This is a genomic window from Streptomyces sp. NPDC006739 (assembly GCF_042869815.1).
In the GTDB taxonomy this organism is placed as follows: Bacteria; Actinomycetota; Actinomycetes; order Streptomycetales; family Streptomycetaceae; genus Streptomyces.
The window spans coordinates 168,130-194,400 of record NZ_JBIAGM010000005.1 but is presented as its reverse complement, the minus strand read 5'-3'; the positions used below and the strand labels follow the sequence as shown (position 1 = coordinate 194,400).

Genomic DNA, 26,271 nt, shown 5'->3' with positions numbered 1-26,271 from the left:
TCCGGGCGGCGGATACTCCCCGCATGAGCGCACAGCACCGGGACGACGTCGACGCGATCATCGACCAGTGGGCGGCCGTGCGGCCCGACCTCGACACCGCCGCGATGGAGGTCTTCGGCCGGATCTTCCGGCTCTCCCGCGCGATGGGCGACCGCATGGAGCAGGCGTACGAGCCCTACGGCATCTCGCGCGGCGAGTTCGACGTGCTGGCCACCCTGCGCCGGGCCGGCGACCCCTGCACGCTCTCGCCCCGCCGGCTCTCGCAGACGCTCATGCTCACCACGGGCGGTATGACCGGGCGCCTGGACAAACTGGAGCGGGCCGGGCTGCTGCGCCGCTCCCCCGACCCGCACGACCGGCGCGGACTCCAGGTCACCCTGACCGAGGAGGGACTGCGGCTGATCGACGAGGCGGTCGGCGCGGGTCTGGCCGAACAGACGGCCGCCCTGTCCGCCCTCGACGACGAACAGGCCGGCCAACTGGCCGGCCTGCTGCGGGAACTGCTCGCGGGGGCCGCGGGCAACCGCCCCTGACTCAGCCCACGTGAGCGGCGAGCGCCGCCGCCACGCCCTGCGGGCCGGCCGCGTCGCAGGCCCAGGCGACGTATCCGTCGGGGCGCACCAGCACGGTCGTACGGCGGTCACTCGCCCAGCGCTCCACGGCCAGCCGGTCCGAGCGTCCGGGCCCCTCGTACGCCTCCGGCGCGATGAGGACGAACCGGCCGCCGCGCAGGGCCTCGTAGAGGCGGCCGCCGCCGGCCAGGGCGACGTCCGGGACGCGCGCGCCGGTGAGACGGTGGGCGCCCCTGGGGGCGGGGTAGCGGTAGCCGACGCCGGTGACCTGGCCGGCGACCTTGCGGCGGGCGGGGCCGACCGTGTCGAGGAAGGCGGTGAGCGCGGCGCGGGCCGCCAGCGTCCAGGGGCGCTTGGCCATCGCGAGGCGGACGATGCCGCCGCTGCTGCGCAGGACCGCCCTGCCGACCGGGTGACGCTCGGCCTGGTAGCTGTCGAGGAGGGCGGGACCGGCATGCCCGGCGGCGACGGCGGCCAGCTTCCAGCTCAGGTTGGCCGCGTCCTGCAGACCGGTGTTCATGCCCTGGCCGCCGGCCGGGGTGTGCACGTGCGCGGCGTCACCGGCCAGGAAGACCCGGCCGACGCGGTAGGCGGGGGCCTGGCGTTCGCCACTGTGGAAGCGGGACATCCAGCGGGCGTCGTGCATCCCGAAGTCCCGGCCGAGGGCGAGGCGGGTGATCTCCTTGACCTCCGCCAGGTCGACGGGCTCGCCGTCGGGGACGTCACGGCTGCGGTGCCAGCCGATCACCCGGTAGTAGCCGTCGCCGAAGGGCGCGAGGAAGGCGAAGGCGTCGCCGACGGCGTTGACGGTGAGCAGGGTGTCGGGCTTCTCGGCGAGCCGGACGTCGGCGAGGACCACGGACCGGATCACCGACCGGCCCGGGAACGGCAGCCCGACCGCGCCCCGCACGGCGCTGCGCATGCCGTCGGCGCCGACGACGTACGCGGCCCTCAGGGTCCGCGTCACGCCCTCGGCACCCCGGACCTCGACGGTGACCCCGTCCGCGTCCTGGGACAGACCGGTCACCTCGGTCTCGTACCGGAAGTCGACCCCCGCCTCCTTCGCGCGCCGCTCCAGGACCTTCTCCACCTCGTACTGGGGAAGGACGAGGAGGTGGTTGAAGCGGGAGGGCAGAGCACCGAGGTCCATGCCGAGCCGGCCGAAGAGGCTGAGCCGGTCGAGGCGCTGTCCGAGGGCCTCCAGTTCGTCGGCGAGGTCGCGGGCGTCGAGCTGCTCCAGGGTGCGGGCGTGCAGGACGAAGGCCCGGGAGAGGTTGCTGATCTTGTGGGGACGCTTCTCCAGGAGAGTGACCGGGACACCGGCCTCGGCGAGGTCACCGGCGAGGAGCAGGCCGGTGGGTCCGGAGCCGACGACGATCACGGGGAGCGTGGTGCCGTTCATGAAGGCCTCCCGAGTGGCCACACCTGTCGGAGATTGCCAACGCCTGTTGGTCAACATCCGTTGGTCAACATCCGTTGGTCAACATCCGTTGGTCAACATCCGTTGGTCAACGCTTGTTGGCAACGCTACGCCCGTACGGGCAGTCGAGTCAACACTTGTTGGCCCACGAATGTGGGCCTACGCTCGTTCGCATGACTGGCACCACCGGCAACAGCGCTCCCCGCCGCTCCGAAGCCACCCGCACCGCGATCCTCGCCGCCGCCCGCGAGCGCTTCGCCGCGGACGGCTACGAGCGGGCCACCATCCGCGCCATCGCCAAGGACGCGCGCATCGACCCCTCGATGGTCATGCGGTACTACGGCAGCAAGGAGGGCCTGTTCGCGGCGGCCGTCACGCTCGACCTGCGGCTTCCGCAGGTGGGCGGCCTGCCGCGCGAGGAGGTCGGGCAGGCCCTGGTGAGCCACTTCCTCGACCTGTGGGAGGAGAACGAGGAGCTGACGGCCATGCTCCGGGTCGGTGTCACCAACCAGTCGGGGGCCGAGCGCATGCAGGAGGTCTTCCGGGACCAGCTGCTGCCCGTGGCCCGCCAGGCCTGCCCCGACCCCGAGCAGGCACCCGCCCGGGCCGCCCTGTGCGCAGCGCAGCTGCTCGGCCTGGCCCTCACCCGCTATGTGCTGCGCCTCGGCCCGACGGTGGCGCTGCGGCGCCAGGAGATCGTGGCGTGGCTGGGCCCGACGGTGCAGCGGTACCTGACGGCGCCCCACCCGGCCTGACACTCACGGGCTGCCGGACAGGCTCACCGGCTCGGCCACGCAAACGCCGAGGGCGCCGGCGATACCGGCGCCCTCGGCGAAGTACGGAAAGGGTGAAGGATCCCGCTGTCAGGCCTTCGCCCGCGCCTTCGCGTCCGGCTTCACCTTGATGTTGGAGCTGACCCGGTGCTTCTCGTCGGACTTGTCCAGCACCATCACGAGACCGGCGATCACCGCGAAGATGACCAGCGGGGCCAGGACATAGAGACCCAGCGTCTCGATGACGCTCAGGCCCTTGCCGGGGTCGTCGCCGTCGTCGCGCGTGAGCGCGAGCGCGGGAGACGACATGAGCAGCATCATCAGCGTCGTACCGGCAGCCAGGGCGCCGGCGCGCAGGGCGTTCTTCTTGTCCACGCTGCAAAACTAGCGAACGCCCCTCGGCAGCGCGCGGCCGGGGTGGCCGTAAGAGGGCTCACCCGCCGTCCGGGCCGGACGGGCTCGGGTCGGACAGGCCTTCGCGCAGCACCTCCAGCAGGGCCCGCACCCTCGGTGCGGCGGTCAGGTCCTCCAGGGTCACCGGGCGGCCCTCGGCGTCGGCGATCGGCAGACGCCAGTTCGGGTACTGGTCCCAGGTGCCGGGAAGGTTCTGCGGGCGCCGGTCGCCGACGCCGTCCGGGAGCCAGACGCCGATCATCCGGGCCGGGGTGCGCAGCAGGAAGCGGTGCAGCCCCTGGATCTCCACCTCCTCGTCGGAGCCGCTCCCGGCGCCGGACCGGAGCAGCCCGAGGCGGGTGAGCAGGGCCAGCCACTCCGCCGTGTCGGCCGCCGCCTCCGCGCGTTCCTCGGCCGGCGGGCGGGCCAGCAGGCCCAGGCTGTCGCGGAGTTCGACGTGTTCGCCGGTCAGCCGGGCGGCGGTGGGCGGCAGGTCGTGGGTGGTGGCGGTGGCCAGACAGTCGGCTCGCCACCGGTCCGGCGGCAGCGGGCGGCCGTCGCCCTCCCAGTCGCGTTCGAACCACAGCACCGAGGTGCCGAGCACGCCGTGCCGCTGAAGGGTCTCGCGCACCCCGGGCTCCACGGTCCCCAGGTCCTCGCCGATCACCACGGCCCCGGCGCGTGAGGCCTCCAGCGCCAGCAGCGCGAGCATCGCCTCGGCGTCGTAGCGGACGTAGGTGCCCTCGGTCGGCGGCTGTCCCTGGGGCACCCACCAGAGCCGGAACAGGCCCATGACGTGGTCGATGCGCAGGGCGCCGGCGTAGCGGAAGAGGGCGCGCAGGAGCCGGCGGTAGGGGGCGTGGCCGGAGGCGGCCAGCCGGTCCGGACGCCAGGGCGGCAGCCCCCAGTCCTGGCCGCGCGCGTTGAAGGCGTCCGGCGGTGCGCCCACCGACATGCCGGCGGCGAAGTGGTCCTGCTGGGCCCAGGCGTCGGCGCCGCCCGGGTGCACGCCGACGGCGAGGTCGTGCACGATCCCGACGGACATCCCGGCCGCACGGGCGGCCTGCTGGGCGGCGGTGAGCTGGGTGTCGGTGAGCCAGGCGAGCCTGGCGTGGAAGTCGACGCGCTCGGCCAGCTCGGCGCGGGCCCGGGCGGTCGCCGCCGAGCGGGGGTTACGCAGCCCCTCGGGCCAGCGTTCCCAGTCGCTGCCGTGCACCTCGGCGAGCGCGCACCAGGTGGCGTGGTCGGTGAGGACGTCACCCTCCTCGGCGAGGAAGTCGGCGTAGGCGGCCTGCCGTCCCGGCCCCAGCGGAACCTCCAGGACCAGGCGCAACGCCTCCCGCTTCAGCTCCCACACGGCGTCCCGGTCGATGAGGGCGCCCTTGTCGAGCACGGTGGCCCGCAGCCGGTCGGCCCGCTCCACCAGGCCGCGCACCCGGTCACCGTCCTCGACGTGCGCGAACTCGGGGATGTCCGCCACACGCAGGTGCACGGGGTCCGGGAACCGGCGCGAGGAGGGCCGGTACGGCGAGGGATCCGTCGGGCTGCCCGGCACGGCCGCGTGCAACGGGTTGACCTGCACGAACCCCGCCCCGGCGACCCGCCCGGCCCAGCCGGCCAGCTCGGCGAGGTCACCGAGGTCGCCCATGCCCCAGGACCGTGTGGAGAGCAGGGAGTAGAGCTGTACGAGAAGGCCGTACGACCGCCCCTCCGGCGTCGGCAGCCGCTCCGGGGCGGCGACGAGATGGGCCCGCCCGACACGCCCGTCGGGGGCGGTGGCGGTGAGCAGGTGGACGCCGGCCGGCAGGGCCGCCGACAGTTCGCCCTCCCACGTCTCGCCCTCGCGCACCTCGCCCTGCTCGGTCTCGACGCGCAGCCGGGTACCGGCGGGCAGCCCGGCCAGACCGGCCGGCGTACGACCGCTCCCGTCGTCCCAGTGCACGACGGTCGGCGGCAGCAGCCGCTCGCGCAGCTCCCGCTCGCGGTCGGCGAGGGCGGCGCGGACGGCACTGGGGGTGCTCGCGTCGACGCCGAGGGCGGCCAGCGCGGCGACCACGGCCCCGACGGAGGCGGCGACCGTGACGTCCGGGGACGGGCTGTAGGAGGTCGCGACACCATGCAGCCCGGCGAGCCGCGCCAGCTCCTCGGCGAGGGGTTCGGTCATCTACAGCCCCGGTCCGTAGAAGTCCGGGACCGGGTCGGACTCGCTGGTCAGCGGGGCGGCGTCGGAGAGCGGCGGCTCGCTGGTGAGGGGTTCGGCGTCGGGCAGCGGCGGCTCGCTGGTCAGCGGCGCCTCGGCACAGGCGCCCTCCGCGCTGAAGACGCACACATGCGGTTCCAGAAGGGCGGCGGACGAGTCCGCCACGGGTTTGGACTGGGCCGGCAGCGAGAGATGAGCCGATACGGTCACGGGGGCCTCCTTGTCGTCGGTGACGTCGACCCGACGGTTCTGACGGGTCAGGGCAGGCCTACCCAGCGGGCGTGAGCCCAGACGTGGCAATCCCCGATCGCGGCTCCGCCGTGAACCGTCCGGGCACGCCGACGCGCGGCGCACGTCGCCTCGACCGGCGCGCCCCGAGGGACCCCGTGGCTGACCGAGCCCACGGGGTTGCACGAAGGCCCGGATCTCAGGCGGAGATGCCGTCGATCCGGGCCATGGCGTCGTCCGCGCCGAACGGCTGCAGGTAGGGCAGCCAGCGCGGGTCCCTATGGCCGGTCCCGATGATGCGCCAGGCCAGACCGGTGGGCGGGGCGGGTTTGTGGCGCAGCCGCCAGCCGATCTCGACGAGGTGGCGGTCGGCCTTGACGTGGTTGCAGCGGCGGCAGGACGCCACCACGTTGTCCCAGGCGTGCTGGCCCCCACGGCTGCGTGGGATGACGTGGTCGACGCTGGTTGCGACGCCACCGCAGTACATGCACCGGCCCCCGTCGCGGGCGAACAGCGCTCGCCGGGTCAGAGGAACGGGCCCCCGGTAGGGAACCCGTACGAATCGCTTGAGCCGGACCACGCTGGGTGCGGGGACTGTGACGGTCGCGCTGTGCATATAGGCGCCGGATTCCTCCAGGGAGACTGCCTTGTTCTCCAGGACGAGGACGAGAGCGCGGCGGAGCGGTACGACGCCGAGCGGCTCGTACGACGCGTTGAGGACCAGGACATGCGGCACGGGTGCCTCCTTGGGCGTCGGCGGCGCGTGGCTCGCGCCGGGACGATCTGCAGTCAGTTTCCCCTCATGCCTGGTGGAAGCGCCACCATGTCCCGGTAACGGGCTGGGAGTGTTTTCGACCACACCCTGATTCATCCCCCGGATCATGGCCTGTTCAAGCCCAGGTGGGCCGGGTCCGTGATGCGTACATCGCACATGGCACACACAATGCCCCGTTAGTGTGTTGGTCCTGCCCGTCCGGTGACCTTCTCGTGACCTTGACGACCTCGAGCGACCGTGAGACCCGACGACCGCTACACCGGGCGGTGCCGCACCTGGAGGTACCTGCCGTGTCCTTGACCGCCGTCCTACTGGCCGCCGGCGCGTCGCCCTCGCCGTCCTCCTCGCCGTCCCCCCCGGGGGCGACGACGCCGGCCGTGTCGACGCTCCAGGACGCCCAGCAGAGCGCGACGAACGCCGCCGGCTGGGTGGAGCAGAACTGGTCGACCTGGCTCGCGATCGGGCTGAAGGTCGTGCTGATCCTGGTCATCGCCGGAGTGCTCAGAGCGGTGGTGCGGCGTGCCATCACCAAGCTGATAGACCGCATGAACCGGACGGTCCAGGCGGTGGACGGCACCGCGCTCGGCGGGCTGCTGGTCAACGCCGAGCGGCGTCGGCAGCGCTCGCAGGCGATCGGCTCGGTGATGCGGTCGGTGGCCAGTTTCGTGATCCTCGGCACGGCCGCCCTGATGGTCCTGGGCAGCTTCCAGATCAATCTGGCCCCGCTGCTGGCGTCCGCCGGTGTGGCCGGTGTGGCGATCGGTTTCGGTGCCCGCAACCTGGTCACGGACTTCCTCTCCGGTGTGTTCATGATCCTGGAGGACCAGTACGGCGTCGGCGACACGATCGACGCGGGGGTGGCCTCCGGCGAGGTGATCGAGGTCGGCCTGCGGGTGACCAAGCTGCGCGGTGGCGACGGCGAGATCTGGTACGTCCGCAACGGCGAGGTCAAGCGCATCGGCAACCTCTCGCAGGGCTGGGCCACGGCCGGCGTCGACGTCACCGTGAAGTCCTCCGAGGACCTGGACCGGCTCAGGTCCACGCTGGACGAGGTCGCCGAGCAGATGAGCAAGGAGGAGCCCTGGAACGAGTTGCTCTGGGGGCCCATCGAGGTGCTCGGCCTGGACAGCGTCCTGATCGACTCGATGGTGGTGCGGCTGTCCGCCAAGACCATGCCCGGCAAGTCGGTCACCGTCGAACGCGAACTGCGCTGGCGCGTCAAACGCGCCTTCGACGCGGCCCACATCCGGATCGTCGGCGGCGCGACGGCGGCGCTGGAGCAGGACGAGATCGCCGATCGTACGGCCGCGGTGGCGCCCCCTTCGGTCTTCTCCGACGGTGACTCCCCGCAGGCGCAGGCGACCAGCCCGATCGTCCAGCAGCGGCAGGCCTCCAAGTAGCCCGCCGCGGGCCGCCGGCCGGCGGCAGCGGACACCCACCGCCCCCGAGGTAACGACTCTGTTGCCTCGGGGGCGGTGTCTATTGACGCCCCCTTCGTCCTGGGCTTACGTTCCTCCCACCCAATAGGAAACTTTCCTAACAGTGATCTCCGGGGTGGACGTCAGACACGGGCCACTGGGAAACTGGGCAGCTGGAAAGGCAGGTGTCGACCCACATGGCAGGAACCGCCGGTACGCCGGGCACCCCACGCGTCCTGCGCGCCATGAACGACCGCACCGCCCTGGACCTCCTCCTGGAGCACGGGCCGCTGTCCCGCACGCGCATCGGCAAGCTCACCGGCCTGTCCAAGCCGACCGCCTCCCAGCTGCTGGCCCGGCTGGAGGCGGCGGGCCTGGTCCTGGCCACCGGCACCAGCGAGGGCCGGCCGGGCCCGAGCGCCCAGCTGTACTCGGTCAACCCGGGTGCCGCGTACGCCGCCGGACTCGACGTCACCCCGGGCCGCATCCGGGCCGCCGTCGCCGACATCACGGGCCGCACCGTGGGCGAGTACGAACTGCCCACCCCGGGACGCCGTCCGGCCCAGCCCGTCGTACAGCAGGTCACCGACGCCCTCGACGGCGCGGTGAAGGCCGCCGGGCTGGCCCGCGGCGACCTCCACCGGCTGGTCATCGGCACACCCGGTGCCTTCGACCCGAACACCGGGCGCCTGCGCTACGCCTCCCATCTGCCCGGCTGGCACTCCCCCGCGCTGCTCGACGACCTCGCCGCCGCGCTGCCGATGCCGGTCGAGTACGAGAACGACGTCAACCTCGTCGCCATCGCCGAACAACGGCTGGGCGCGGCCCGCGGCCACGGCGACTTCGTGCTGCTGTGGAACCAGGAGGGCCTCGGCGCCGCCCTGGTCCTCGGCGGCCGGCTGCACCGGGGCTGGACCGGCGGCGCCGGCGAGGTCGGTTTCCTGCCGGTGCCGGGCACGCCCCTGGTGCGCCAGGTGACCAAGGCCAACAGCGGCGGTTACCAGGAACTGGCCGGTTCGCAGGCGGTGCCCCGGCTGGCCCGGGAGCTGGGCATCGAGGACCTGCCGCCGGGACCGTACGCGGAGGCCGCCGCCGCCCTCGTGTCCCGTGCCGCCGACCACGCCGGCGGCCCCCACCGGGAGCTGCTGCGGACCTACGCGACCCGGCTCGCCACCGGTCTCGCCTCGCTCGTCTCCGTCCTCGACCCCGAACTCGTCGTCCTCAGCGGCTCCTCGCTGACCGCCGGCGGCGAGGTGCTGCGCGCCCTCGTCCAGGCCGAGCTGGAGGAACTGGCCGCGGCCCGGCCGCGTCTGGTCGTCGGCGACGTCCGTGAACACCCCGTCCTGCGCGGAGCGCTGGAGAGCGCGCTCGCCACGACCCGCGACGAGGTCTTCGACACCTCGCGCTGAGCCCCACGCCCCACGCCCCGCCCCTCTTCACTCCCCTCTCACCCACCCCGTCCCTGGGAGACCTCGTCATGCCCACAGCCATGCCCAAAGGCGCCCGGAAAGCGGCGTTCGTCCTGACAACGTCCGCCGTCCTCCTCGCCACCGCCTGTACCGGCCAGTCGAACTCCAGCGCGAGCGACGACGCGTCCAAGGACACCACCATCAACTTCTGGCACGCCTGGAGCGCGCCGAACGAGCTGAGCGCGGTCAACGCCCTGATCGCGGGCTTCGAGAAGGCCCACCCCAACATCCACGTCCACGCCGTCGGCACCATGACCGACGACAAGATCAACCAGGCACTGCGGGCCGGCGGCGACAACGCCCCCGACGTCATCTCCTCCTTCACCACCAACAACGTCGGCAAGTTCTGTTCGTCGGGCGCGCTGGTCGACCTGAACCCCTTCTTCAAGAAGGCGGGCATCGACCCGGCCGCCACCTTCCCGAAGCCGATGAACGAGTACACCCAGTTCGACGGGAACCGCTGTACGGCGCCGCTGCTCGGCGACGCCTACGGCCTCTACTACAACAAGACGGCGTTCACGAAGGCCGGCATCACCGGCCCGCCGAAGACCTGGTCGGAATTCGAGACCGACGCCAAGAAACTGACGATCGCCCAGGGCGACGGCTACAAGCAGCTCGGATTCATGCCGGACTACCACGGCTGGGAGACCACGACCGAGCACTACCTCGGCCAGTTCTCGCCGACGTACTTCGACTCCAGCGGAAAGTCGAACGTCGCCAAGGACCCGGCCTTCGCCGCCGCTTTCACGCTGCAGAGGAGACTCGTCGACGAACTCGGCGGATTCCAGAAGCTGGAGAAGTTCCGGGCCACGCTCGGCGACGAGTGGGGCACCAAGCACCCCTTCCACACCGGCCAGGTCGCCATGCAGCTCGACGGCGAGTGGCGGCTGGGCATGGCCCTGGCGGCCAAGCCGGCGTTCGACATCGGCGTCGCCCCGCTGCCCGTCCCCGACGACCAGGCCGCCCAGTACGGCAAGGGCTACATCACCGGCACCATCGCCGGCATCGCCGCGACCAGCAAGAAGCAGAACGCGGCCTGGGAGTTCGTGAAGTACATCACCACCAACACGGACGCGGTCGTGGACTTCTCCAACGCCATCCACAACGTGCCCTCGACGCTCGCGGCCCTCAAGTCGCCGAAGCTGAAGTACGACCCGCGTTTCAAGACCTTCCTGGACATCGCGGCGAACCCGGACTCGACCACGTCTCCGGCGTCCATCAACGGCGGTACGTATCTGACGACGATCCAGAACTTCGGATACGACTACGAGAGCGGCCGGGCCAAGGACCTGAAGGCGGGCCTGAAGACCACGGCCGCGCAGATCGACGCGGACATCGCGCAGGCCAAGTAGTCATGAGTACGGTCACATCGGCGTCGAAGCGTCGCAGGGCGGCGTTCCGGAATGCCGCCTTCATGTCGCCCTGGCTGATCGGATTCGCGGTCTTCTTCGCGTACCCGATGATCTCGACGGTCTATTTCTCGTTCATGCACTACGACGGCTTCAGACCGCCGACGTGGAGCGGCGCGAAGAACTGGACGTACGTCTTCGAGAACTACCCCTACTTCTGGCCCGCCCTGCGCAACACCCTGTGGCTGGTGCTGGTGACGGTCACCCTGCGGGTCCTCTTCGGACTCGGGATCGGGCTGCTCATCACCAAGATCAAGACGGCTACGGGCGTCTTCCGCACCCTGTTCTACCTGCCCTACCTGGCCCCGCCGGTGGCCGCGACCATGGCGTTCGCCTTCCTCCTCAACCCCGGTACCGGCCCGGTCAACTCCCTGCTGGAGAAGGCCGGCATCCCGGCCCCGGGCTGGTTCAACGACCCCGACTGGTCCAAGCCGGCCCTGACCCTGCTGTTCCTGTGGGGCATCGGCGACCTGATGGTGATCTTCATGGCCGCGCTGCTCGACGTGCCCAGGGAACAGTACGAGGCGGCCGAGCTGGACGGCGCGTCGGCCTGGCAGCGGTTCCGGTTCGTGACGCTGCCGAACATCTCGCCGATCATCATGTTCGCCGTCGTCACCGGTGTCATCCAGGCGATGCAGTGCTACACCCAGCCACTGGTGGCCGGCAAGGTCGCCTCGGGCGTGATCCAGGGCGCGGGCACCATGTTCGAGCCCGGCTACCCGGAGAAGTCCACGCTCACCCTTCCCCAGCTCATCTACAACCTCGGCTTCCAGCGCTTCGACTACGGCTCGGCATGCGTCGTGGCGCTGGTCCTGTTCGCCCTGTCCATGGCGTTCACCGCGCTCCTGATGCGGCGCCGGGGCGGTCTCATCCAGGCAGGTGACTGACATGGCCCAGGACATGGCGCAGGACACGGCACGACGACCGGACCGGCCGGTACGGCCGACCGTCCCCCCGGTCACCCCCGCCGAGCGCACCGCCCGCCGCAGGGCCCTGCTGGAGTGGATCGGCGTCCACTCCCTGGGCGTCGCCGCCGCCCTCTTCTTCACCCTCCCGTTCGTGTTCGTCCTGCTCACCTCGCTCATGAGCGACAGCCAGGCCCTGAGCCGGGACCTGATCCCGCACACCTGGGAGTGGAGCAACTACCGGAAGGTCTTCGACACCCCGGGCTTCCTCACCTGGTGGAGGAACACCCTGGTCTACGCCGGCGCGGGCACCGCCCTGACCGTCGTCTCGTCGGTCCCGGTGGCCTACGCGCTCGCCAAGTTCCGGTTCCGGGGCCGCAACCTCTCCCTGATGCTGGTGATCTCGATGATGATGCTGCCCCCGCAGGTGGTCGTCATCCCGATGTACCTCTTCTGGGCGAAACAGCTGGACCTGTCGGGCACGCTGTGGCCGCTGATCATCCCGATGGCGTTCGGCGACGCGTTCTCCATCTTCCTGCTGCGCCAGTTCCTGATGACCATCCCGAACGAGTACCTGGACGCGGCCCGGGTGGACGGCTGCGGTGATCTGCGCACCCTGCTGCGGGTCGTGCTCCCGATGGCCAGGCCGGGTCTCGCCGCCGTCGCGCTCTTCCAGTTCTTCAACGCCTGGAACGACTACTTCGGTCCCCAGATCTACACCTCCGAGAACCCGGCCGCCTGGACCCTCTCCTACGGCCTGGAGTCGTTCAAGGGCGCGCACCACACCGACTGGAACCTCACCATGGCCGCGACCGTACTGGTCATGGCCCCCGTGATCCTCGTGTTCTTCTTCGCCCAGAAGGCGTTCGTCGAGGGCGTCACGCTCACCGGAGTGAAGGGTTAACCCGGACATGAAACTCACCGTGGTCGGCGGAGGCTCGACCTACACCCCCGAACTCGTCGACGGCTTCGCCCGCCTCAGGGACACCCTGCCGGTCGAGGAACTCGTCCTCGTCGACCCGGCCGCCGACCGCCTCGACCTGGTGGGCGGACTGGCCCGCCGGATCTTCGCCAAGCAGGGCCACCCGGGCCGGATCGTCACCACGTCCGACCTGGACGCGGGCGTCGAGGGCGCCGACGCCGTCCTCCTGCAGCTGCGCGTCGGCGGCCAGGCGGCCCGCGAGCGGGACGAGACCTGGCCGCTGGAGTGCGGCTGCGTCGGCCAGGAGACCACCGGCGCGGGCGGCCTGGCCAAGGCGCTGCGCACGGTCCCGGTGGTCCTCGACATCGCCGAACGCGTCAGGCGTGCCAACCCGCGCGCCTGGATCATCGACTTCACCAACCCGGTCGGGATCGTCACCCGTGCCCTGCTCCAGGCCGGGCACCGGGCGGTCGGTCTGTGCAACGTGGCGATCGGCTTCCAGCGGAAGTTCGCGGCCCTGCTCGGCACCGACCCGCGCGAGATCCACCTCGACCACGTCGGCCTCAACCACCTCACCTGGGAGACCGGGGTGCGCCTCGGCGGCCCCGAGGGCGAGAACGTGCTGCCCAAGCTGCTGGCCGAGCACGGCGACGCCGTCGCCGACGACCTGCGTCTGCCCCGCCCGCTGCTGGACCGCCTGGGCGTCGTCCCGTCCTACTACCTGCGCTACTTCTACGCCCACGACGCGGTCGTACGGGAGCTGCGCACCAAGCCGTCCCGGGCCGCCGAAGTCGCCGAAATGGAGAGGCAGCTGCTCGCGATGTACGGCGACCCGGCCCTGGACGAGAAGCCGGAACTGCTGGCCAGGCGCGGCGGCGCCTACTACTCGGAGGCGGCCGTGGACCTCGCGGCGGCCCTGCTGGGCGGCGCGGGCAGCCCCTACCAGGTGGTGAACACGTACAACAGGGGCACCCTGCCCTTCCTCCCGGACGACGCGGTGATCGAGGTGCAGGCGGCGGTCGGGCCCAGCGGCACGGCGCCGCTGGCCGTGCCGGCCGTGGACCCGCTGTACGCGGGCCTGGTGGCCCAGGTGACCGCCTATGAGGAGCTGGCGCTCGAAGCGGCCCTCAGGGGCGGCCGGGACCGGGTGTTCCGGGCACTGCTGGCGCATCCCCTGGTCGGCCAGTACGAGTACGCCGAAGCCCTCACCGACCGTCTGATCGCGCACAACCGGGAGCACCTCGCGTGGGCCTGACCGCAAGTGTCCTCGCCATCGACGCGGGCAACAGCAAGACCGACGTCGCCGTGCTCGCGGCCTCCGGGGACGTCCTGGCCACGGCGCGCGGCGGTGGCTTCCGGCCGCCGGCGGTGGGTGTGCGGGTGGCGGTGGACGCCCTCGCGGAGACGGTCGCGCGGGCGTACGCCGACGCCGGTGTGACCTCCGTCGCGCAGGTCTCGGCGTGTCTGGCCAACGCCGATCTGCCGGTGGAGGAGAAGCAGTTGGCGGCCGCGCTGCGCACGCGCGCGTGGGGCGCGTCGGTGGAGGTGCGCAACGACACCTTCGCGATCCTGCGGGCGGGCGTGGCCGAGCCGAGGGGCGTGGCGGTGGTGTGCGGCGCCGGCATCAACTGCGTGGGCATGCGCCCCGACGGCCGCAGCGCCCGCTTCCCGGCGTTGGGCCGCATCTCCGGTGACTGGGGCGGTGGCTGGGGGCTGGCGGAGGAGGCGCTGTGGCTGGCGGCGCGCGCGGAGGACGGGCGCGGGGAGCCGACCGCGCTGGCCCGGACGCTGCCCGCGCACTTCGGGCTGCCGTCCATGTACGCGCTGATCGAGGCGCTGCACCTGGAGCACGTCGCGCCCGAGCGGCGGCACGAGTTGACGCCGGTGCTGTTCGCGACGGCCGCCGACGGGGACGCCCCGGCACGCGCGGTCGTGGACCGGCTCGCCGAGGAGGTGGTGGCGATGGCCACGGTCGCCCTGACCCGCCTGGACCTGCTCGACGAGGAGACACCGGTGCTGCTGGGCGGCGGCGTCCTCACCGCCGGCCACCCCCAACTCGACGACGGCGTACGCGAACTGCTGTCCGCCCGGGCGCCGAAGGCGGTACCCCGGGTGGTGACGGCGAGCCCGGTGCTGGGAGCCGCGCTGCTGGGCCTGGACCGGGTGGGCGCGGGCGCGGGGGCACAGGACCGCGCGCGGGCGTACTTCGAGTCCTAGGCGCCCCCGGGCGCCGGGGGTTCCGGGGGCGGCGGACCCCGGGGAACCGATCAGCTTCCCCTCACGTATTCATGGGCAGGGGGCCGGAACAGCGCCCCCGCCCACGGCAGTCGTACTGCGATCCGATCAAGATCCAGCGAAGGCCGGTGCGGATGTCGGTCCGGGCGGCGATACTTGGCGGCGAACGGATGACCATGGGGGAGGTCAAGTGACACACCCGCCGAAGAGCAGCGCGCCACCACCAGGGCCGACGGCGGTTCCCGGCCTGCCCGTCACACCGTTCGTCCCGCCCCGGCCGGCCCAGCCCGCCCGGCCCTCGACCCCGGCGGCCGGGCCCCCGGCTCCCCGTCGTACGGCGTTCGCGGAGGGCGTCGACCGGCTGCGTGCCGCCGCCACCACCGAGCCGGGCCGGCTGCGCATCATCGGCGCCGTACTGGCCCTGCTGGTCGTCGCGTTCGGCGCCGTCACCGCCTGGCAGGCCACCGAGCGGGCGGCCGCCGCCGACGACGTGCTGCACCGCAGCCAGCCGCTCAGCTCCGGCGCCGCCGACATCTACCGCTCGCTCGCCGACGCCAACACGGCGGCCTCCAGCGGCTTCCTGGCGGGCGGCCAGGAGACGGCGGCCACCCGAGACCGGTACGAGAAGGACATCGGTACGGCCGCCTCGGGCCTGGTCACGGCCGCCGCCAACGCCGAGCCGGGCTCGCCCTCCGAGGCGACGATCGCCAAGCTGAACAGGCTGCTGCCGGAGTACAAGGGCCTGATCGAACGGGCCCGTACCTACAACCGGCAGGGCTTCCCGGTGGGCGGCGCCTATCTGCGGTACGCGAACGAGAAGATGCAGAACGAGATGCTCCCGGCGGCGGAGGACCTCTACACGAAGGAGAACCAGCGGCTCGACGCCGACTACGCGGACGCCACGCCCTACCCGTGGACGGCGATCGTGCTCGGTGTCCTCGCGCTGGCCGCGCTCGGCTGGGCCCAGCACCGCAACTTCCGGCGCACCAACCGGGTCCTCAACCACGGCCTGGTGGCCGCCTCGGGCGCCACCGCGGCGGTCCTGCTGTGGCTGGTCGTCGGACACGCGGTCGCGCGCTCCGGGCTCGACGGCTCCTACGCGCACGGTGTCCGCTCGCTGCACGTCCTGCACGACGCCCGCATCGCCTCCCTCAAGGCCCGGGGCAACGAGAACCTCAGCCTGGTGGCGCGCGGCGCCGAGACCGTCAAGGTCGGCGACCGGACGTACGACGCCTACTACTACGACTTCGACAGGGACATGAGCGCCCTCGGCAAGGGCCTGGCCGACGCCGGGAAGCTCGCCGACGACCGGGCGGGCGCCGCACCGGTCAAGGCGGCCGAGGCGAACATGGCGGTGTGGAAACAGCGCCACACCTCGGCGCGTACCGAGGACGAGGACGGCAACTACCAGGAGGCGCTGGACAAGGTGATCGGCGCCAAGGACGCGACCGGCGAGTGCTTCGACGGGGTCGACGCCAGCCTCGCCCGGGCCATCGACCACGAGCAGGCCGAGTTCCAGCAGGCCGCCGGTGACGGCCGGGACGCGATGACCGGGCTGCCCGTCGGTGCCGCCGTCCTCGCCGTCCTCGCCGCGGCGGCCGCGCTGGCCGGCATCGGACGCAGGCTTTCGGAGTACCGGTGAAAGGGGGCGTGACGATGCACGCACGACGTGTGCGGGCCTCCCTGCGCGGCTGGGGCGGGGTCGGGGCGATGGCGGTCGTCTGCGCCCTGGCGCTGGCGTTCGTCCTGTTGCTGCCGCTGACCCAGTCACCCGGCACGGACGACGCCGACGACACCCCGGGCGGGCAGCGGGTGGCCGCCGGCGCCCAGATCCGGGCCGACGGCTGCGAGGACTCCGAGGCGCAGGAGCAGACGCTGTCGCCGTCGGGCGCCGACGGTCCCACGATCGACGCCATCAAGGCCCGTACGGGCGCCAAGCGCAAGCTGATCGTCGGCGTCGACCAGAACAGCTACCACTGGGGCTACCGCAACCCCAACACCCAGGGCGCGGAGCTGGAGGGCTTCGACATCGACCTGGTCCACCGGATCGCCCAGGACATCCTCGGCGACCCCGGCGCGGTCCAGTTCAAGGCCATCCCGACGAGCCAGCGCATCTCCGCGATCCAGGACGGCCGGGTCGACATGGTGGTGCGCACCATGACCATCACCTGCCAGCGCCTGGCCGATGTCGCGTTCTCCGCGCCGTACTTCAAGACCGGCCAGCAGGTGCTCGCCCCCAAGTCGTCCTCCGTCACGGGCTACAACAGCTCGCTGGCGAACAAAAAGGTCTGCACGGCAGCCGGTTCCACCGCCTACACCAAGCTGGACGCCGACCGGAGGAACCACACGCTGCCCGCCTCCACCGACATATCCACCACCGTCCCCAACCAGCTCGACTGCCTGGTGCGGCTCCAACTCGGCGAGGTGGACGCGGTGGTGACCGACGGCGCGCTCGCCGCCAGCCAGGCCGCCCAGGACCCGACGGTCGAGCTGAAGGGCGCCGCGTTCACCACCGAGTACTACGGCGTGGCGATGAAGAAGGACGCCGACGATCTGGTACGCCGGGTCAATCGCATCCTGGTCGACTACCGGGCCGGCGGCTGGCAGGCGTCGTACGACACATGGCTGTCGGCGACACTGGGGAAGGACTCCACACCGTCGAAACCGCCCGCCCCGGAGTATCTGCGCAAGAGCTGACCCGACTTCCCCGACCAGGCAACCCCACAGCAGCGAGAGGTGATCGATGGGCGTCACGGACCCCGCCGGGCCGGTGATGGACCGGGACGAGGTGGACCGTGCGCTGGCGCGGCTCGGCGCGGAGCACGAGGCGATCGAGACCTCGCTGTTCGCCCTGCAGGACCACGCGGGCCGCAGGCTCCTGGAGGGCGCGGAACTGTCCGGCGTCACCCAGGAGCGCTGGCAGGACGCGGAGGCCTCGATCACCCTGCTGTGGGCGTACTTCGACGCCTACACGGCCGCGCTGCGCTCCGCCCGGGAGATCCGCGCCCGCCGCCGCTGGTCCAGCCGCGAGGACCTGGTGGAGCTGACCGAACTGCTGCGCGGCGAGTCCGTCACGGTCGCGGACAGCACCACCGCGACCGCCAACGCGCCCACCCTGTCCGGCCCGGGCAGGCTGAGCCGGAGCTTCTCGCTGACCACCCTGGTCGACCGGATGAACGAGCTGTACGCGTCCTCGCTGGACATGGTCGTCGCCGCCGACGCCGTCTGGTCGGCACTGCCCGCCCGGATCGATTTACTGGCCGCGGAACTCCAGCGCACCCGCAAGCTCGCGCACTCCGTCGGCGTGCGCCCCGGCGAGCACCCGGCCGGCGACGACCTGGAGCGCATCACCCGCACACTGACCAAGCTGCGCGAGGACGTGGTGCGCGACCCGCTCGCCTTCTGGGTGCCGGCCGAGGGCAGTTCGGCGCCCGGCGGCGGCCGCCCGGACACCACGGTGTACGACCGTGAGGCGCGCGCCCTGGAGGACGTACGGCGGGAGATCGACGCCGTGCTGACGGTGCGCCAGGACGCCGAGCAGCGGCTGATCAGGCTGCGGGACGTGCTCTCCCGCGCGGACCGCACCCTGGCCGAGGCCCGCACCGCGCGCGGCGAGGTGCTGGCGAAGATCGCCGCGACGGAGGTGCCGGTGGTCAGCGGCCCGCCGACCGCGCTGCAGGAGCAGCTGGCGGCGGCGGCCGAGTACCGCAGACAGGCCCAGTGGCACCGCCTCTCGCCGCTGCTGGAGTCCCTGGAGCAGAAGGCGGAGGACGAACTGCTGCGCGCCCGTGAGTCGTTGACCGCGGTCACCGCGCCGCTGGCGGTCCGCGCCGAGCTGCGCGGCCGGCTCGACGCGTACCGGGCGAAGGTCGCCCGGTACGGCCTCGCCGAGGACCCGTTCCTCATCGAGCGGTACGACGCGGCACGCCGGATGCTGTGGAGCGCGCCCTGCGACCTGCGCGTGGCCGAGCAGGCCGTGCTGCGCTACCAGCAGGCGGCCGCCGAGCAGTTCGGCGCGCCGCACACGGCGCACCAGGGCGGCCCCGAGGACCGTGAGGGGGAACAGGCATGAGCGGGCCACAGCGGACATGTCAGCGTCCGGGCTGCGAGGGAACCTACGAGGACGTGGGCGGCGGCGAGCTGTACTGCGACACCTGCGGTCTCGCCCCGGTCGTCAGCGCGAGCGGGATGGTCGGCTCGCCGCCCACCGGGATCACCAGCGGCGGCAAGGGCTCCTCGGCGGGCTCCAGCAGCCGCAGCGCGCGTACGTCGTCCCAGTCGTCGAAGTCCCGGCGCTCGGTGTCCGGGCGGCTCTCGCGGTCCCTGTCGGGCAACTCCACCGGCCGCTCGGTGTCCGTGCGCAGCTCCGGCTCGGCCTCCGGCACCTCCGGACGCAGCCGGCTCGGCGCCGGCCTGGTCACGGTCCCGCAGGTGCCGCGCCCCGACCCGCGCGTGATGGTCCTGGACAACCCCGAGGTGCCCGAGCGCAAGCGGTTCTGCTCGCGCTCGGACTGCGGGGCGCCGGTGGGACGGGCGCGCGGCGAGCGGCCGGGGCGCACGGAGGGTTTCTGCACCAAGTGCGGCAACCCGTACTCGTTCGTGCCGAAGCTGAAGGCCGGCGACATCGTGCACGGCCAGTACGAGGTGGCGGGCTGTCTGGCGCACGGCGGCCTGGGCTGGATCTACCTCGCGGTGGACCGGGCCGTCTCGGACCGCTGGGTGGTGCTCAAGGGCCTGCTGGACACCGGGGACCAGGACGCGATGGCCGCCGCGATCTCCGAGCGGCGTTTCCTCGCGGAGATCGAGCACGCCAACATCGTGCGGATCTACAACTTCGTGGAGCACCTCGACCAGCGCACCGGCTCCCTCGACGGCTACATCGTCATGGAGTACGTCGGCGGCAAGTCCCTGAAGGAGATCGCCAACGCCCGCCGCACCCCCGAGGGCCGCCGCGACCCGCTGCCGGTGGAGCAGGCCTGCGCGTACGGCATCGAGGCCCTGGAGGCGCTCGGTCATCTGCACAGCCGCAACCTGCTGTACTGCGACTTCAAGGTCGACAACGCGATCCAGACCGAGGACCAGCTCAAGCTGATCGACATGGGCGCCGTGCGCCGCATGGACGACGACGAGTCGGCGATCTACGGCACGGTCGGCTACCAGTCGCCGGAGGTGGCCGAGGTCGGCCCGTCGGTGGCGAGCGACCTGTACACGGTGGGCCGGACGCTCGCCGTCCTCACCTTCGACTTCCAGGGCTACACGAACGTCTTCGTGGACTCCCTGCCCGACCCGGACACCATCGAGGTCTTCCGCCAGTACGAGTCCTTCTACCGGCTGCTGGTCCGCGCCACCGACCCGGACCCGGCACGCCGGTTCGCCTCCGCGCAGGAGATGGCCGAGCAGCTGACCGGCGTGCTGCGGGAGGTCGTGTCGCTGCAGAGCGGGCGGGCCCGGCCGGCGCTGTCGACCCTGTTCGGGCCCGAGCTGAAGGTCACGGACACGGAGCTGTTCCCGAGGCCGGCCGGGGAGGTGTCCCGGCTGGGGGCGCGGGCGGTGCGCGGCGGACGGCCCGCCCCGCCCGCCGCCGTCGCCGCGGGCCTGGTCAGACCGGTCGACAGCCCGGCCGCCGCGCTCGCCCTGCCGGTCCCGCACGTCGACCCGGGCGACCCCAACGCGGGCTTCCTGGCGGGTCTGATGGCCTCCGCGCCGGCCGAACTGCTCGGCGCGCTGGCCGCCGCGCCCACGCAGACGGTCGAGACCCGGCTGCGCCAGATCCGCGCCCGGCTGGAGAGCGGAGACCACCAGGCCGCGCTGATGTCCCTGACCAAGCTGGAGGACGAACGGCCCGACGACTGGCGGGTGGTGTGGTATCGGGGCGTGACCTCGCTGGTCACCGGCGACTTCGAGGGCGCCGCGCTGGCCTTCGACGCGATCTACGACGCCTTTCCCGGCGAGACGGCGCCCAAGCTGGCGCTCGGCCTGTGCGCGGAGGTGCTGGGCCAGCTGGACAACGCCGCCGAGTACTACCGCCTGGTGTGGGCCACCGACCCGAGCTTCGTCAGCGCCGCGTTCGGTCTGGCCCGGGTGCGGCTGGCGGCCGGTGACCGGACGGGGGCCGTACGCACCCTGGAGTCGGTGCCGGAGGCCTCCATCCACTACACGGCGGCCCGGGTGGCCGCCGTACGGGCGCGGCTGCGGCAGCGCACGGCGAGCGCCGGTGACGTACCGTTCCTGGACGACCTGACCGCCGCCGCGGGTCAGGTCGAGGCGCTGGACGCGTACGGCCTGGACCCGGCGCGGCGCGAGCAGTTGTCCGCCGAGGTGCTCGGCTGCGCGCTGGACTGGATACTCTCGTCAGGCCAGGGTGCCCAGCCCGCCGCCGGCGGCCGGGTGCTGCTGGGCAGCGGTCTGGACGAGCGGGGCCTCCGCTTCGGCCTGGAACGCTCCTACCGCACGCTGGCCCGGCTGGCGACCGGCGGCGAGGAGAGGATCGACCTGGTGGAACGGGCCAACCGTTACCGCCCCCGGACGTGGGTGTAGTTGATGTCGCAGATGCCCCAGCAGGCCGCACTGTCGAAGTGCCCGAGCTGCGCGGAGCCGCTTGAGTCGGGTGACCTCTTCTGCGGCGCGTGCGGGTACGACCTTTCGGTGGTGCCCGCTCCGCCGCAGGACCGTCCGACCCTCACCATGAACGGGTCGGGCCCGCCCGGGGAGGGCGTCGACTGGCCCGCTCCCGAGCCGGCCGGTTCCGGCGCACCGCCCGCGGCGCACCTGCCGACGGACCTGCCCGGCACCGACTCGGGCGGCTCACCCCTGCCCGGCACACCGCTGCCGGAGCAGTCCCCACCCGGCCCCGGCGCCCCGGCGTACCCGGCCGTTTCCGGGTCCCCGCAGCAGCCCCCGTCCGGCACCGACGCCCAGGCGTACCCGGGCGCTCCCGGATCCCCGCAACAGCCCCCGTTCGGCACCGACGCCCAGGCGTACCCGGCCGCTCCCGGATCCCCGCAACAGCCCCCGTCCGGCACCGGCGCCCCGGCGTACCCGGCCGCTCCCGGATCCCCGCAACAGCCCCCGTTCGGCACCGGCGCCCCGGCGTACCCGGGCGCTCCCGGATCCCCGCAACAGCCCGCGTTCGCTGCCCCGGGCGCCGCCCACCCGGGGCAGCCCCCCTTCGGGGCCGACGGCCCGCAGCCCGCGCAGCCACCGGCCTCGGCACCCAACCCGCCGTCGTTCCCGGGCGCTTCCGCGTCCTCCTCCCGCCCCGAGGAGTCCCCCGCCGGGGTCCGGTTCGATCGCGCGAGCGAGCCCGACGACTACCCGCTGCAGGCGCCGGACCCGCGGATGGCCGCCGAGCCCGGCGCCGGGGACGAGTCCGGGCAGGTGTGCGTGGCCTGCCGGGCCGGGCGGGTCGACAGCGACGGCTACTGCGAGAACTGCGGGCACGCCCAGCCCCGCGAACGCGACCACATGGAGCGGGAGTCGGGCCCGGTCGCCGCCGTCAGCGACCGGGGCCTGCGCCACCACCGCAACGAGGACGCCTTCACCGTCGCCCACACAGCGCTGCCCGACGGCTCACCGGTGGCCCTGGCCGTCGTCTGTGACGGCGTCTCCTCCGCGACCCGCCCCGACGACGCCTCCCTGGCCGCCTCCCAGGCCGCCGGCGAGACCCTGCTCGCCGCCCTGCCGCGAGGCACGCATCCGCAGCAGGCGATGCACGACGCGATCGTCGCCGCCTCGCACGCCGTCAACGCCCTCGCGCAGGAGCCCGCTCCGGCCCGCGAGCACACCCCGCACCAGAACGCCCCGGCCTGCACCATCGTCGGCGCGGTGGTCACCTCCGGCCTGCTGACGGTGGGCTGGGTCGGCGACAGCCGCGTCTACTGGGTACCGGCGGACCGCGCCACGCCCCCGGCCCGGCTGACCGAGGACGACTCCTGGGCCGCGCAGATGGTCGCCGCGGGTCTGATGAGCGAGGCGGAGGCGTACGCCGACGAGCGGGCCCACGCCATCACCGGCTGGCTCGGCGCCGACGCCTACGAACTGGAGCCGCACACCGCCTCCTTCAAGCCCGACCGGCCTGGGGTGGTGGTCGTGTGCACGGACGGGCTGTGGAACTACGCGGAGACGGCCGAGGAGATGTCCGAGGTCGTACCGTGGGACGCCGCCGTCCGCCCGCTGCACAGCGCCCGGGTCCTGGTCGGCCACGCCCTGGACGGCGGGGGCCACGACAACGTAACAGTGGCCGTCCTGCCGTTCCCGGCCCCGCCGCAGGGGGCAGTATCGGCCTGAGACCACGGACCGGAGGGGACCGGTCTGTTCGGTCTTTTCACAGCCATCGCCCTGCGTCAGCAGGGCGTTCAAGGGGGATTTGAGTACGTATGGCCAACTTCTCGAAGTCGAACGTGCCCCAGTTCTCGGTGGACGTGTACCAGAACGAGTACCTGCCGGAGGGCGGCCGCGAGGTCAACGCCATCGTCACCGTGACGGCTACGGGCGGCGGCACCATCGGCAAGGCGCTGACCGCGCCGAACCTCTACCCGCCCGGCCGGAGCCCGTCCGCGGCCGTGGCGGTCATGGTCGACTGCTCGGGCTCGATGGACTACCCGCCGACCAAGATGCGCAACGCCCGCGACGCCACCGCCGCGGCGATCGACACCCTGCGCGACGGCGTCCACTTCGCGGTGATCGGCGGCACGCACATCGCCAAGGAGGTCTACCCCGGCGGTGGGCGCGTCGCGGTCGCCGACCCCACCACCCGCGAGCAGGCCAAGCAGGCGCTGCGCCGGCTCGACGCGGGCGGCGGTACGGCCATCGGGACCTGGCTGCGGCTGGCGGACCGCCTGCTGTCCTCGGCGGACGTCACGATCCGGCACGGCATCCTGCTCACCGACGGCCGCAACGAGCACGAGTCGCCGGAGGACCTCAGGGCCGCGCTGGACTCCTGTGCCGGACGGTTCACCTGTGACGCCCGGGGCGTGGGCACCGACTGGGAAGTGAAAGAAGTCACAGGGATCGCCTCGGCGCTGCTCGGCACCGCCGACATCGTCGCCGACCCGGCCGCCCTGGCCGCCGACTTCACGCGGATGATGGAGGCGGCGATGGGCAAGGAGGTCGCCGACGTCGCCCTCAGACTGTGGACGCCGGTCGGCACGACCATCAAGTTCGTCAAGCAAGTCGCCCCCACGGTCGAGGACTTGACCGGCCGGCGCACCGAGGCGGGCCCGCGCGCCGGGGACTACCCCACCGGCTCCTGGGGGGACGAGTCCCGGGACTACCACGTCTGCGTGGAGGTACCCGCGGCCGGTCTCGGCCAGGAGATGCTCGCCGCCCGGGTCTCACTGGTGGTCCCGCAGCCCGACGGGACCGCCCAGAGCCTGGGCGCGCAGGGGCTGGTACGGGCGGTGTGGACGGACGACATGACCGCCTCCACCTCGATCAATCCGCAGGTCGCGCACTACACGGGCCAGGCCGAACTCGCCCAGGCCATCCAACAGGGGCTCGATCTCCGCAAAGCGGGCGATATGGATGCGGCAACCTCCAAACTGGGGCGCGCGGTTCAGCTGGCGAGTGTCTCCGGGAACGCCGATACTGCGAAACTGCTTGCGAAGGTGGTGGACGTGGTCGACGCCGCGACAGGTACTGTGCGACTGAAGGCCAAGGTTGCCGAGGCAGACGAGATGACTCTCGAGACCCGGTCCACAAAGACTGTTCGTGTAAAGAAGTGACGTACGTCGACGTGACGTACGACGACCGACTAGGACCCTGAAAGAGAGGGGGAAGCGCCGACATGCCGACCTGCCCGAACGGACACCAGTCGGGTTCCGACGACTGGTGCGAGGTCTGTGGTCACCGCATGGCCGGTGCCGTGCCTCCGCCCCCTCCGCCCCCGCCCGGCGGCGGCTACGGCTTCCCGCCCCCGCAGGGCACCCAGCCCGGCGGCGGCCGCCCGCACCTGTCCGCCGTACCGGACCAGGAGCCGGAGCTGTGCCCGCAGTGCCGCACGCCCCGCGAGGGCGGTGCGCCGTTCTGCGAGGAGTGCCGGTGGAACTTCCTGACGAACACCGCCACCTCGTACACCCCGGCCGCCCCGCGCCAGCCCGCGCCCGGCCCGGCCGCTCCGCGCTTCCAGCCGCCCGGCCAGTCCTACGGCGGCGGTGACTCCTACGAGTACCAGGGCTCGCGCCCCTCGCAGATGAACCGTCCCGCCGAGCCGATCCCGTCGTTCGGCAGCGAGCCCTCGGGGCCGACGCCGTTCGGGCCGGGGCAGTCCGCTCCGCAGGGCCGGCCCGGTCAGGGCTTCGACGGCGGCCAGTCCGGTCCGTCGGGCCCTCCGCAGGGCCCTCCGTCCGGCTTCGGCGGCCCCGGGCCGTCGGGCCGGCCCGGCTTCGGCGGCGCCCAGGGGCCGTCCGGCGGTCCGGGCGGTCCCGGCAACCCCGGTGGTCCCTCCGGCTTCGGCGGCGGGCAAGGGCCTTCCGGCCAGCCCGGCCAGTCCGGTCAGTCCGGTCAGTCCGGTCAGTCCGGTCAGTCCGGTCAGTCCGGCTTCGGGGGCGCCGGACAGGGCCAGTCCGGTGGTCCCGGTGGTCCCGGTGGTCCGTCCGGTTTCGGTGGCGGTCAGGACCAGTCCGGTTTCGGTGGCGGTCAGGACCAGTCCGGTTTCGGTGGCGGTCAGGACCAGTCCGGTTTCGGTGGCGGTCAGGGCCAGTCCGGTCGGCCCGGACAGCCCGGCTTCGGCGGCGGACCGGGCCCCGGCGGTCCCTCGGGCTTCGGTGGCGGTCAGGACCAGTCCGGTTTCGGCGGTCGGAGTGGTCCGGGCGCTCCCGGTGGCCCGGGTCCGTCCGGCTTCGGTGGCGACCCCTCGCGTACGGTTCCGCCGCCGCCCGGTGGTCCCGGCGGTACGGCCGGCGGCGCCCCGCAGGCCTTCCAGCAGTCGGGTCCGCCCGCGCCGCCCGCCTTCCCGCGGGAGACCGGCCGGCCCCCGGCCGGCGGCCCCTCCTTCGGCGGCGGTGACGACGACTGGGTGATCTCCCCGCCGTCCTCCGCCGGCCCGTCCGGCCAGCCCGGCCGACCCGGCGGCGGTTACGGCTACCCGCCGCCCGGCGCCACCCAGGCCCCGCCCGGACCGGCGTTCCCGCAGGCACCCCAGGGGCCGGCGACCTGGACGGCGACGATCGGACCGGACCGCGACTACTTCATGGCGATGATGCAGCGCTCGGGCCCCGAGGCCGCCGGCCTCAACCTGCCCGCGTACTCCCCCGAGCAGCAGCGCACGCTCACCGGCAACCAGGTCACCATCGGCCGTCGCAGGCACTCCACCGGCGAGTCCCCCGACATCGACCTGTCGGTGCCGCCGGAGGACCCGGGCGTCTCGCACCAGCACGCGGTGCTGGTGCAGCAGCCGGACGGCGGCTGGGCGGTCGTCGACCAGAACTCCACCAACGGCACCACGGTCAACGGCTCGGACGAACCGATCCAGCCGTTCGTGCCGGTGCCGCTGCAGGACGGCGACCGGGTGCACGTGGGCGCCTGGACGACGATCACCGTCCGCCGCGGCTGAG

The 26,271-nt window shown here is 72.8% G+C and carries 21 protein-coding genes; 16 read left to right on the top strand and 5 right to left on the bottom strand.

The window, feature by feature from the left end; translation table 11 throughout:
• The first annotated feature begins 23 nt into the window (after positions 1-23).
• Positions 24-533: a MarR family winged helix-turn-helix transcriptional regulator gene (locus ACFYMM_RS13300; protein WP_388385980.1), complete on the top strand. Its 510-nt coding sequence runs from the start codon at positions 24-26 to the stop codon at positions 531-533.
• Between the two features lies 1 nt (position 534).
• Here ACFYMM_RS13300 and ACFYMM_RS13295 read toward each other — a convergent pair whose 3' ends face one another.
• Positions 535-1,974 (bottom strand): FAD-dependent monooxygenase, encoded by a 1,440-nt coding sequence (locus ACFYMM_RS13295; protein ID WP_388385979.1) that lies wholly within the window; start codon positions 1,972-1,974, stop codon positions 535-537.
• Positions 1,975-2,165: 191 nt separating this feature from the next.
• Between ACFYMM_RS13295 and ACFYMM_RS13290 the strand changes: the two genes are divergently transcribed.
• Complete coding sequence (locus ACFYMM_RS13290; RefSeq protein ID WP_388385978.1) at positions 2,166-2,747, top strand: TetR family transcriptional regulator; 582 nt, start codon at positions 2,166-2,168, stop codon at positions 2,745-2,747.
• Positions 2,748-2,855: 108 nt separating this feature from the next.
• Here the strand turns inward: ACFYMM_RS13290 and ACFYMM_RS13285 are convergent, their stop codons facing one another.
• The 4 genes from ACFYMM_RS13285 to ACFYMM_RS13270 form a co-directional block, all read right to left on the bottom strand.
• Positions 2,856-3,140 (bottom strand): hypothetical protein, encoded by a 285-nt coding sequence (locus ACFYMM_RS13285; RefSeq protein WP_388385977.1) that lies wholly within the window; start codon positions 3,138-3,140, stop codon positions 2,856-2,858.
• A gap of 58 nt (positions 3,141-3,198) precedes the next feature.
• On the bottom strand, positions 3,199-5,322 hold the full coding sequence (gene malQ / locus ACFYMM_RS13280) for a 4-alpha-glucanotransferase (protein ID WP_388385976.1): 2,124 nt from the start codon (positions 5,320-5,322) through the stop codon (positions 3,199-3,201).
• Positions 5,323-5,568, bottom strand: coding sequence for a hypothetical protein (locus ACFYMM_RS13275; protein ID WP_388385975.1), 246 nt, complete (start codon positions 5,566-5,568; stop codon positions 5,323-5,325).
• Between the two features lie 217 nt (positions 5,569-5,785).
• The gene (locus tag ACFYMM_RS13270) at positions 5,786-6,322 is read right to left on the bottom strand and encodes an HNH endonuclease (protein ID WP_388385973.1); all 537 of its coding nucleotides are present in this window, start codon (positions 6,320-6,322) and stop codon (positions 5,786-5,788) included.
• 329 nt (positions 6,323-6,651) lie between these two features.
• Here ACFYMM_RS13270 and ACFYMM_RS13265 point away from each other — a divergent pair, with 329 nt between their 5' ends.
• The 14 genes from ACFYMM_RS13265 (at position 6,652) to ACFYMM_RS13200 (ending at position 26,270) form a co-directional block, all read left to right on the top strand.
• Positions 6,652-7,761 carry a mechanosensitive ion channel family protein gene (locus tag ACFYMM_RS13265; RefSeq protein WP_388385972.1) on the top strand — a complete coding sequence of 370 codons (1,110 nt, stop codon included), beginning with the start codon at positions 6,652-6,654 and terminating at the stop codon, positions 7,759-7,761.
• Positions 7,762-7,976: 215 nt separating this feature from the next.
• Positions 7,977-9,188, top strand: a complete 1,212-nt coding sequence (locus ACFYMM_RS13260; RefSeq protein ID WP_388385970.1) for an ROK family transcriptional regulator — start codon at positions 7,977-7,979, stop codon at positions 9,186-9,188.
• Between the two features lie 80 nt (positions 9,189-9,268).
• Complete coding sequence (locus ACFYMM_RS13255; protein ID WP_388386227.1) at positions 9,269-10,600, top strand: ABC transporter substrate-binding protein; 1,332 nt, start codon at positions 9,269-9,271, stop codon at positions 10,598-10,600.
• A gap of 2 nt (positions 10,601-10,602) precedes the next feature.
• Entirely contained in the window at positions 10,603-11,544 is a 942-nt protein-coding gene (locus tag ACFYMM_RS13250) for a carbohydrate ABC transporter permease (RefSeq protein ID WP_388385969.1), read from the top strand.
• Positions 11,545-11,557: 13 nt separating this feature from the next.
• On the top strand, positions 11,558-12,466 hold the full coding sequence (locus tag ACFYMM_RS13245; protein WP_388386226.1) for a carbohydrate ABC transporter permease: 909 nt from the start codon (positions 11,558-11,560) through the stop codon (positions 12,464-12,466).
• Between the two features lie 7 nt (positions 12,467-12,473).
• Positions 12,474-13,739: a 6-phospho-beta-glucosidase gene (locus ACFYMM_RS13240; RefSeq protein ID WP_388385968.1), complete on the top strand. Its 1,266-nt coding sequence runs from the start codon at positions 12,474-12,476 to the stop codon at positions 13,737-13,739.
• Positions 13,730-14,701: an N-acetylglucosamine kinase gene (locus ACFYMM_RS13235; RefSeq protein ID WP_388385967.1), complete on the top strand. Its 972-nt coding sequence runs from the start codon at positions 13,730-13,732 to the stop codon at positions 14,699-14,701. The genes ACFYMM_RS13240 and ACFYMM_RS13235 overlap by 10 nt, the downstream gene beginning before the upstream one ends.
• Before the next feature lie 208 nt (positions 14,702-14,909).
• On the top strand, positions 14,910-16,361 hold the full coding sequence (locus tag ACFYMM_RS13230) for a hypothetical protein (RefSeq protein WP_388385966.1): 1,452 nt from the start codon (positions 14,910-14,912) through the stop codon (positions 16,359-16,361).
• Between the two features lie 14 nt (positions 16,362-16,375).
• Positions 16,376-17,416, top strand: coding sequence for a glutamate ABC transporter substrate-binding protein (locus ACFYMM_RS13225; protein ID WP_388385965.1), 1,041 nt, complete (start codon positions 16,376-16,378; stop codon positions 17,414-17,416).
• Between the two features lie 46 nt (positions 17,417-17,462).
• Complete coding sequence (locus ACFYMM_RS13220; protein ID WP_388385964.1) at positions 17,463-18,791, top strand: hypothetical protein; 1,329 nt, start codon at positions 17,463-17,465, stop codon at positions 18,789-18,791.
• Positions 18,788-21,256, top strand: a complete 2,469-nt coding sequence (locus tag ACFYMM_RS13215; protein WP_388385963.1) for a tetratricopeptide repeat protein — start codon at positions 18,788-18,790, stop codon at positions 21,254-21,256. The genes ACFYMM_RS13220 and ACFYMM_RS13215 overlap by 4 nt, the downstream gene beginning before the upstream one ends.
• Positions 21,257-21,259: 3 nt before the next feature.
• Positions 21,260-23,005 (top strand): protein phosphatase 2C domain-containing protein, encoded by a 1,746-nt coding sequence (locus ACFYMM_RS13210; protein WP_388385962.1) that lies wholly within the window; start codon positions 21,260-21,262, stop codon positions 23,003-23,005.
• A gap of 89 nt (positions 23,006-23,094) precedes the next feature.
• Complete coding sequence (locus tag ACFYMM_RS13205; protein WP_388385961.1) at positions 23,095-24,441, top strand: VWA domain-containing protein; 1,347 nt, start codon at positions 23,095-23,097, stop codon at positions 24,439-24,441.
• A 62-nt stretch (positions 24,442-24,503) separates the two neighbouring features.
• Positions 24,504-26,270 (top strand): FHA domain-containing protein, encoded by a 1,767-nt coding sequence (locus ACFYMM_RS13200; protein ID WP_388385959.1) that lies wholly within the window; start codon positions 24,504-24,506, stop codon positions 26,268-26,270.
• Position 26,271: the final 1 nt, after the last annotated feature.